This window comes from Nonomuraea sp. NPDC051941, from assembly GCF_044593615.1.
The window spans coordinates 187,145-193,835 of record NZ_JBIUCF010000025.1 but is presented as its reverse complement, the minus strand read 5'-3'; the positions used below and the strand labels follow the sequence as shown (position 1 = coordinate 193,835).

The following is a 6,691-nucleotide window of genomic DNA, read 5'->3' as shown; positions in this document are numbered from 1 at the left end:
CGATCGCCGACCGCTCTGATACCGGGCTGTCGCCGTCCTGACGCCGCCGCTGACATCCGGCGGGCCTCTTGCGTGCGTTCAGGGCGAGGCCGGCGACTGACCCTCGCCAGTGGTGTCGGGGTGGCCGACCATCACCGGCATCACGTACCGGGTCCCGGTAGCAACAGAGCAGAATCCAACGGACCCAACCCTGACCTGCGGTGACGTGGCTTTCCCGCCGAGGCGGAAGAGCACTCGCACCGGCTACTTGAGCTGGAGTCCTTCGTGGCGGGCGACGCGCTCCGCGTGGGCCTGTTCGACGGCGTCGGGGTAGCGCTGGGCCGTCTCGTGTTCCGCGAGAGCGCATTAGACGGCCCGCTGGTAAGAGTCGAGTCATATGGCCCAAAGGATCGGCGTTTCCGCTGGTCACAGCGCGTGAGAAGTCCTCGGTGTGGCCCGGGGTTCGGTCTGGGTAGCCCGGGGCCAGGTTCAGGGAGAAGCCCAGCCTTAATGCCTGGGCACTTACCGTCGTCCTCATTACCTCGTGGAAGAGCCGTTCTCTACGAGAAACCGCCGTGGGACTCTGCCAGTCCGCCTGATGATCCAGGCGACGGCTCGGGTGCGCCAGCGGCGCCTATATGTCAGGTGCCGCATCTCGTCAGCTGGGTGCTGGCCGGGCAGGCTGTGCTTGGTAGCTCGCTGATCAGCCCGCTCGATCAGTGCCTCTGCCGCCGCCATGCCGTAAAGATCGTCCAGGGCGGAGTTGGTCGCCAGCGCGGCCAGGTGGGCAGAGCCCTGTACATCATCCAGTTCGGCCAGTGATCCTGCCGCCGCCACGCGGTAGAGATCGTGCAGGTTGGTGTCGGCAGCCAGCGTGGCGAGCAGGCCGGTAGCTCGCCCTCTGTCCAGTTCGGCCAGCTCCCGTGCGGCTGTGACGCGGTCGCCGCCGTGCACGGTGGAGTCGGCGGCCAGTGCGGCCCAAACCTCAGTGGCCCGCTGATTGGTCAGTTCGGCCAGTGCCTCTGCCGCTGCCACGCGGTCAAAGTCGTGCAGGTTGGGGTCGGCAGCCTGCGCGGCGAACAGACCAGCGGCTCGCTCGTCATCCAGCCCGGCCAGTTCCCGCGCGGCCCTGACACGGCTGTGGCCGTCCAGGATAGGGTCGGTGGCCAGCGCAGCCAGGAGATCGGAACCCTGCGGCCTATCCAGTTCGGCCAGTTCTCGCGCTGCCGTGGCCCGGGTGGTGCCGGGCAGGGCAGCGTCGCTGGCCAGTGCGGCCCACACTTTCACGGCCTGCCTGCCATCCAGTTCGGCCAGTTCTCGCGCCGCTGTGATCCGTCTGTCCCCGGCCAATGCGGGGTCGCCGACCAGCGCGGCCCACACTTCGGCCGCTCGCGGGTCGGCCAGTGCGGTGAGCGACTGCGCGAGCGTAAGGCGGTCGCCGTCGCGCTGGGCCGGGCCGGTAGCCAGCGCGGCCAGCAGATCGGCAGCTCGTGAATCACTCAGGCTGACCAGGGACAAGGCCGCTGAAACGTGGTCCCGCGTGTCCAAAGTGGGGTCGGTGGCCAGTGCGGCCAGGAGATCGGAGCCTCGCGGGTCGTCCAACTCGGCCAGCTTCCATGCCGCCGTGATGCGGCTCTTACCGTTCAGGGCTGGGTCGACGGCCAGTCCGGCCAGCAAATTGCGGCCTTGCCCGTCGCTCATATTCGCCAGCGCCCTCGCGGCATCGACACGGACGTGGCCGGCCCTTGCGGGGTCGGCGGCCAGCCGATTCAGGGTGCCGGTGGCTGTGTCGATGATCTGCGGGGCCAGCGTGAGACCATCTGCGGCGAGCTGTGCGATGTACTCGGCGCCGATGCTCCAGCCCGCCGAGCGGTGCAGAGCCGTGGTAAGCCGTGGTGGTGCATGAGGAGGCGGCTTTCCCAGCGGGCCGCCCAGCCAAGCGGCGATGAGGAAACGGTCATAAGAGGACAAACCAGCCAGGCCCGCGGTGCCTCGCCAGCCGCACAGATACCAGGACGCCTGCCTGTTGAGCCGGGCGTCGGCGACCACGTGGTGGGCGGCCAGGAACTCGCCGATGGTCTGGTGGATGAAGGTGTAGGTGCCGCCGCGTGCGGAGACCAGGCCGGTACGGCGGAGCAGGTGCTCGCGCCGTGCTGTCCAGTCAAGCGGAGGCATGCCCGGCGGGCCCAGGCCGTCGGTGGCGTGCAGCACCTCGGCCAGCAGATCAGACTCCGGATCGTCGTCCCAGCCATGCCGGTGATGCCGCCGGGCGGCGATGCGGCCCAGGGCGGCGAGGATCGCATCTGGCAGCTCGGGTATGTCGGGATCGTTCAGGCGTTGCCGTAACAGATGCTGGAAGTTCTGGTAGATGCTGGAGCGGTCGTGCGGCAGTGCCCGGCTTGGTCCGGCGGCGTGGAGCTGGCACAAGATGGTGGCCAGCAGCGGAGTGCGGGCCAGCTGCGCCAGGGGCGGCCGCATCGCCTGGGCGAGGAAGCCGTGCACCGCCGCCTCGGGGTCAGGTAGCTGCGCGGGGTCCAGGTCATGGGCGGCGCGCATCCAACCTTCGGCGAAGGACCGCAGTTGCCTGGGCTCAAAGGGCAGCAGCTCATAGACGCGTAGGTGTAGGTCCCGCTCCAGCGGTCCCAGCTCTTGTTCGGGGAGCGGGCGGCTGGTGAGCACGAACCGGTAAGGGCCGGCGCGATGTTCGCCCAGCAGCTGGGTCAGCTGGAGGCGCTGCCGTACGTCGGTGATCTCGTCGAAGCCGTCTAGCAGGACCAGCCAGCGAGAGGCAGGGCGGGGCGGGCGGTCGAAGACGTCCGCGGTCAACGGTGGTACCCGCCGCCCGGACAGCTCGTCACGCGCTGCGGCGGCAAGCTGCTCGGCGAATGACAATCCGCGCCGAGTCAGGTAGGCGGCGGGCACATAGACAGGAACCTCGCCAACGGTGGCCTCGCCATTCCCTGTGGACGCGGCCAGGGTGATCAGGACATGGCGCAGCAGACTGGACTTGCCCGCACCGGGCCCGCCCAGCAGCAGCACGTCATGATCGGCCGACACGACCGTCTCGGCTGTGAGCCGCACTGCGGGCGAGCCGGAAAACGCACCAGGAGCGTAAGAGGTGTCCGCACCGGCCTCTACGCCGGTCGCACGGCTGGCGTGCTCCTGGTCGGGGGTGAGCCGTGGCCGGCTCCGCTGCTGCACGTACACCTGCGACAGCGGCGGTAAGCGGGCGCCGGGCAGCACGCCTGGGTAGGGATGAGCCTCGGCGGCGCGGCGAGCGGCATCCAGATAGGCCTCCAGCCACGGCTCATTTCGAGGGGTGTCGCGGGCCGCGCGCCACCACGACAACCAGGCCCGGTCATCCAGCAGGCCCCCGGTTATCTCGCCGGCGTCAAGCCGACCCTGCTCTTGCTGCCTGCGCAGGGCCTCCAGCAACGCCTTGATCACCGCCTCCAGGACGGTTTGATCCTGCGGAAGGTCCGCACCGGTGGACCACGCGCTGATCCGCTTGCGATCGACGACGATCCTCCCCCCGCCGCCGAGGGCCTTCCGGGCGGCGCCACCACCGGTGATGTTCATCCGGTGTTCGAGGATCGCAGTGGCCCGCTGGGCGATCTGGGTGTTGCTGCGGCCGCACAGTCGCAGCCCTTCGCCGAGCCGGTCGGCGAACCAGCGGCGTGGGTCGCCTCGCTGGCCGGTCATCCGTTGCCGCCCACGAACGTCTGGCCGGGTCCGGTCCGGACACTTTCCTCCACCTGGAAGCAGGGCGCTGACCTGCGGACTGTTTTGCAGGCCGAGGAGATCGAGCAGGACGCCGCCAGCGCACAGCCGCATGCTCGCCGCATGAGCTTCGTTGATCTCCTCACCGATCTGGTGCAACTGGCCACCGCCGTGACGGCGCTGACGACCGCCATCCAGGACGCCCGCCGGCGGCGTGACCGCGGCCGGCCCGACGCGTCCCCGGAGGACGGTTGACCCAGGACTGCGCGGGCGGCATGTGTCATCGCACCGACCGGGCTCGAGCGATCTCCACCGCGGGGTGTCATAACGCCCATCCCACCACGACCAGCCCTCCGGGCAGATCAATCAGCCAGGGAGGATCGGACCGGGTTTTGGTGCTAGAAAGTTGATCTTGACGACGATTCGGTGACGTCGGCTGTTTGCCCTGGTTGAGCGCCTTAACGTGCCTGCTCATGCCTCATATGAGGTCTACGGGGGGCAGGGCCGGAGTGTGCCGATGGCCACGCCTGCCTCCTGAATTTCGGTTCAGCGGTCCGGCCCGCCGAGGCGGCGTTCAGCGCGGGATTGCCCAGTCCGGCGCCCAGGTCCCGGCGGCGCCGTGGCCGGCCGCCGTGGCGGCGAGGTGGGCGCGGAGGGTGGCCAGCGCGGGGTGGGGGTTGTCGCGGTGCCACAGGAGCGAGTGCGGGTAGACGGGCGTGGGGTCGGTCACTGGGATGCGGCGCAGGCCGTGGCCGGCGGGCCAGACGAGGCGGGTCTGCTCTCCCATGAAGGTGGCCAGGGCCGGGGTGTCGGCGATGGTGTCGAGGAGCGCGTCGGAGCCGAAGTTGGGGCCGGTCGCCTCGATGGTGAGGCCGAACTCGGCGACGAGGTCGTCGTAGTAGGCGGCCCACTCGGTTCCGGGGACGAGGCCGGGCATCCAGATCCGGTGCCCGGCGAGCTGGGTCAGGGTCACCGACCGGGCGCCCGCCAGCGCGTGGGCGGGCCCGGTGAGGAGCTGGAGCTGCTCGTCGAGCACCCGGACGGACTCGATGTCCTCGGAAAGGGGCCGGCCGGGCATGGCGACGGCGCGGAAGGACGCGTCGATCGCACCGGACCGGATGGCGGCGAGGGCCGTCTCGATGTCGAACAGCATCACCACGTCGAGGTCGATCTCGGGGTGCGCGCGGTGGAAGCCGCGCATCAGGCCCGATGCCGCGCTGCGTGAGGTGATCATGTCGACGCGCAGCGGACGGCTGTCGGTACGCACGGACGCGACCGCGCGCTCGGCGACGCGCAGCAGCTCGCGGGCGTGGGGCAGGAACGCCTGCCCGTCGATGGTGAGCTCGGCGCCGCGCGGCGTGCGGGTGAACAGCCGCACGCCGAGGTTGCGCTCCAGCGCGGCGATGCGTTTGGAGACGGCCTGCTGGGTGACCGCCAGCTCGGCGGCGGCCTCCTGGAACTGCCCCGCGTCGGCGGCGGCGACGAAGGTCCGGACGGTGTCGAGGTCCATGCGGACACACTCTACAGATACAACTGTTCGTTGTAGCTGAAGGCCCTGAAGTTGTTTGATCCCCTGGTGCGGCGCGCGCTTTGATGCATGCGATCACAAATCAGTTGTGCGAGCGAGTGGCGAGGAGCGGCGGGCATGCGCAGCGGGAACCGGTTGGGGCGGCAGTTCGGGTGGCTCTGGGGAGCGTTCGGGACCAGCGCGGTCGGCACGTGGCTCGCCTTCGGCGCGTTCCCGCTGATCGCGATCCAGGTGTTGCACGCCGGGCCGGCCGAGGTCGCGGCGTTGTCCTCGGTGGGGGCTCTGGTGGGCGCCGCCGTGGCGGTGCCGCTGGGCCCGTGGGTGGAGTTCCGCCGCAAGCGGCCGGTGCTGATCGGGATGGACCTGGTGCGGTTCGCGGCGCTGCTGACGATTCCCGCCGCGTTCGCGCTCGGCGTGCTCTCCTTCGTCCAGCTCCTGCTGGTCTCGGTCGTCGTCGCGGCGGCCGACATCACCTTCCGTGCCGCCTCCGGCGCCTACCTGAAGACGTTGCTGCCGGCCGAGGACTTGCTCGTCGCCAACGCCCGCTTCGAGTCGACGGCCTGGACGACCACGGTCATCGGACCGCCGCTGGGCGGTGCCGCGATCGGGCTGCTCGGTCCGGTGGTGACGGTGGTGGCCGACGCGGTCAGCTACCTGCTCTCGGCCCTGTGCATCCGCGCGGCGGGCGGCCAGGAACCGAGGCCCGAGCGCCGGCAGGCCGCGCGCATGCGGGCCGGGGACCTGCTCGACGGATGGCGGTACATCCTCGCCGACGCGACGCTGCGTCCGCTGTTCTTCAACACCGCCCTGTTCAACGGCCTGCTGATGGCCACCGACGCGCTGCTGGCCGTCCTGATGCTCGGCCGGCTCGGGTTCACACCGTGGCAGTACGGCCTCGCCTTCGCCGCGCCCGCGATCGGCGGGCTGTTCGGTGCGCGGCTGGCCCGGCCGCTCGTCACCCGGTTCGGGCAGCACCGGGTCCTGGTCGTGGCCGGGACGCTGCGCGCGATCTGGCCCGCCGGGCTGGTCTTCCTGGGGCCGGGGACCGGCGGGCTGCTGCTGGTGATGGGCGTCGAATTCGGGCTGATCTTCTGCTGCGGGGTTTTCAATCCCGTCTACGCCACCTACCGCCTCGATCGCACCGCGCCCGACCGGATCACCCGCACGCTGTCCGCCTGGACGGTGACGACCAAGGCCTCGACCGCGCTCCTGACGGCCGCCTGCGGCGTGCTGGGCGGCCTGCTCGGTCCGCGCACGGCCATCGGCCTGGCCGGCGTGCTCCTGCTGGCGACCCCGTTGCTGCTTCCCCGGCGCGCCGCGGCGCCCCTCGCCGAGCCGGAGCCGACACCCAGCCGCACCTAACGGGCCGCCAACGTGTAGTCGGCCCCGGCACGCGATCTCGCGTGCCAGGGCGCCCCTCATCACCCAAGGAGAGAAAAATGACCGTCACACCCCCGGCGCTGG

4 protein-coding genes are annotated in these 6,691 nt (G+C 70.5%); 2 read left to right on the top strand and 2 right to left on the bottom strand.

What is annotated here, in order from left to right; translation table 11 throughout:
- Positions 1-516 precede the first annotated feature (516 nt).
- On the bottom strand, positions 517-3,558 hold the full coding sequence (locus tag ACIHFD_RS36565; protein ID WP_397370876.1) for an NACHT domain-containing protein: 3,042 nt from the start codon (positions 3,556-3,558) through the stop codon (positions 517-519).
- 3 nt (positions 3,559-3,561) lie between these two features.
- Between ACIHFD_RS36565 and ACIHFD_RS36560 the strand changes: the two genes are divergently transcribed.
- The gene (locus ACIHFD_RS36560; protein ID WP_397370875.1) at positions 3,562-3,954 is read left to right on the top strand and encodes a hypothetical protein; all 393 of its coding nucleotides are present in this window, start codon (positions 3,562-3,564) and stop codon (positions 3,952-3,954) included.
- Positions 3,955-4,273: 319 nt separating this feature from the next.
- On the opposite strand, the gene ACIHFD_RS36555 is transcribed toward ACIHFD_RS36560, so the two are convergent.
- Complete coding sequence (locus ACIHFD_RS36555) at positions 4,274-5,209, bottom strand: LysR family transcriptional regulator (RefSeq protein WP_397370874.1); 936 nt, start codon at positions 5,207-5,209, stop codon at positions 4,274-4,276.
- Between the two features lie 135 nt (positions 5,210-5,344).
- On the opposite strand from ACIHFD_RS36555, the gene ACIHFD_RS36550 reads away from it, so the two are divergent.
- The gene (locus ACIHFD_RS36550; RefSeq protein WP_397370873.1) at positions 5,345-6,589 is read left to right on the top strand and encodes an MFS transporter; all 1,245 of its coding nucleotides are present in this window, start codon (positions 5,345-5,347) and stop codon (positions 6,587-6,589) included.
- The last annotated feature ends 102 nt before the right edge of the window (positions 6,590-6,691 follow it).

Bases quoted from the DNA above. Each gene is read 5' to 3' on its own strand.
- ACIHFD_RS36550 (WP_397370873.1), top strand. From the start codon at position 5,345: ATGCGCAGCGGGAACCGGTTGGGGCGGCAGTTCGGGTGGCTCTGGGGA.
- ACIHFD_RS36555 (WP_397370874.1), bottom strand. From the start codon at position 5,209: ATGGACCTCGACACCGTCCGGACCTTCGTCGCCGCCGCCGACGCGGGG.
- ACIHFD_RS36565 (WP_397370876.1), bottom strand. From the start codon at position 3,558: ATGAACATCACCGGTGGTGGCGCCGCCCGGAAGGCCCTCGGCGGCGGG.